The sequence below is a fragment of the Snodgrassella sp. W8135 genome (assembly GCF_016101225.1).
In the GTDB taxonomy this organism is placed as follows: Bacteria; Pseudomonadota; Gammaproteobacteria; order Burkholderiales; family Neisseriaceae; genus Snodgrassella; species Snodgrassella alvi.
Genome location: NZ_JACFQX010000012.1, coordinates 1 through 727, shown reverse-complemented (window position 1 = coordinate 727; position 727 = coordinate 1). Strand labels below are relative to the sequence as shown.

Annotated in this window: 1 protein-coding gene; it reads left to right on the top strand. The window is 40.4% G+C overall.

From position 1 onward, the window contains the following. Nucleotides 1-727: hypothetical protein (locus H3T75_RS10800; RefSeq protein WP_198211707.1), on the top strand; the 727-nt coding region annotated here is incomplete at both ends.

The window sequence follows — 727 nt, the reverse complement described above, 5'->3', positions numbered from 1 at the left end:
ATTTAGGTAAAGGTGATACCAAAATCACAACCGGAGGTGATGTAACAGGTACTAGTGGTGCTGGTATACAGGCAACTAATATTGATTGGGCGGATTCTGGTGAGAAAAGATGTATAGCAGTAAATCAGACCGGAGGAAGTATTACAGGCGGTACTGATGGTATCAGTGCAATAAATACGACCGGCGGTGCAGTATCAGTGGAAACATCCGGTCAGGTAACAGGTAATGCCGGTGCAGGTATTCTGGCGGTTTCAGGTACAGCTGATGCAGATGATGTAAGCATAGATGATTGGTACAATAGTCAGAAATTAGCCGGTAAGAACATTGCAGATAGTACCCGAGCTTCATCTGAGGGAATTAATGTTACTCAGAATGATGGAGATATAACTGGTTTTAACAGTGGTATTGAAGTTAATAATCATGGATCAGGTGCTACTAATATTAAAATTAACGGAAAGGTAAAGGCAACCAGTACTGAAACAGTATTAGAAGATTCTAACGATTTAAATAGTAGCAAATACAATACTAGTAACGGAATTATTGTTTCAAATGGTGCTAATACAACTGATATCAATATTAGTCAGTTAAAAGAAAGCAGTGAAATTCGGGGAGGCGCAGCAGGCATCAGTACTGTAAATTCCGGTACCGGATCTACAACTATTAGCACAGTGGGTACGGTGATTGCAGATGGACCGGAGAAGAATGGTACAGGCATTTCTGTTTTCAA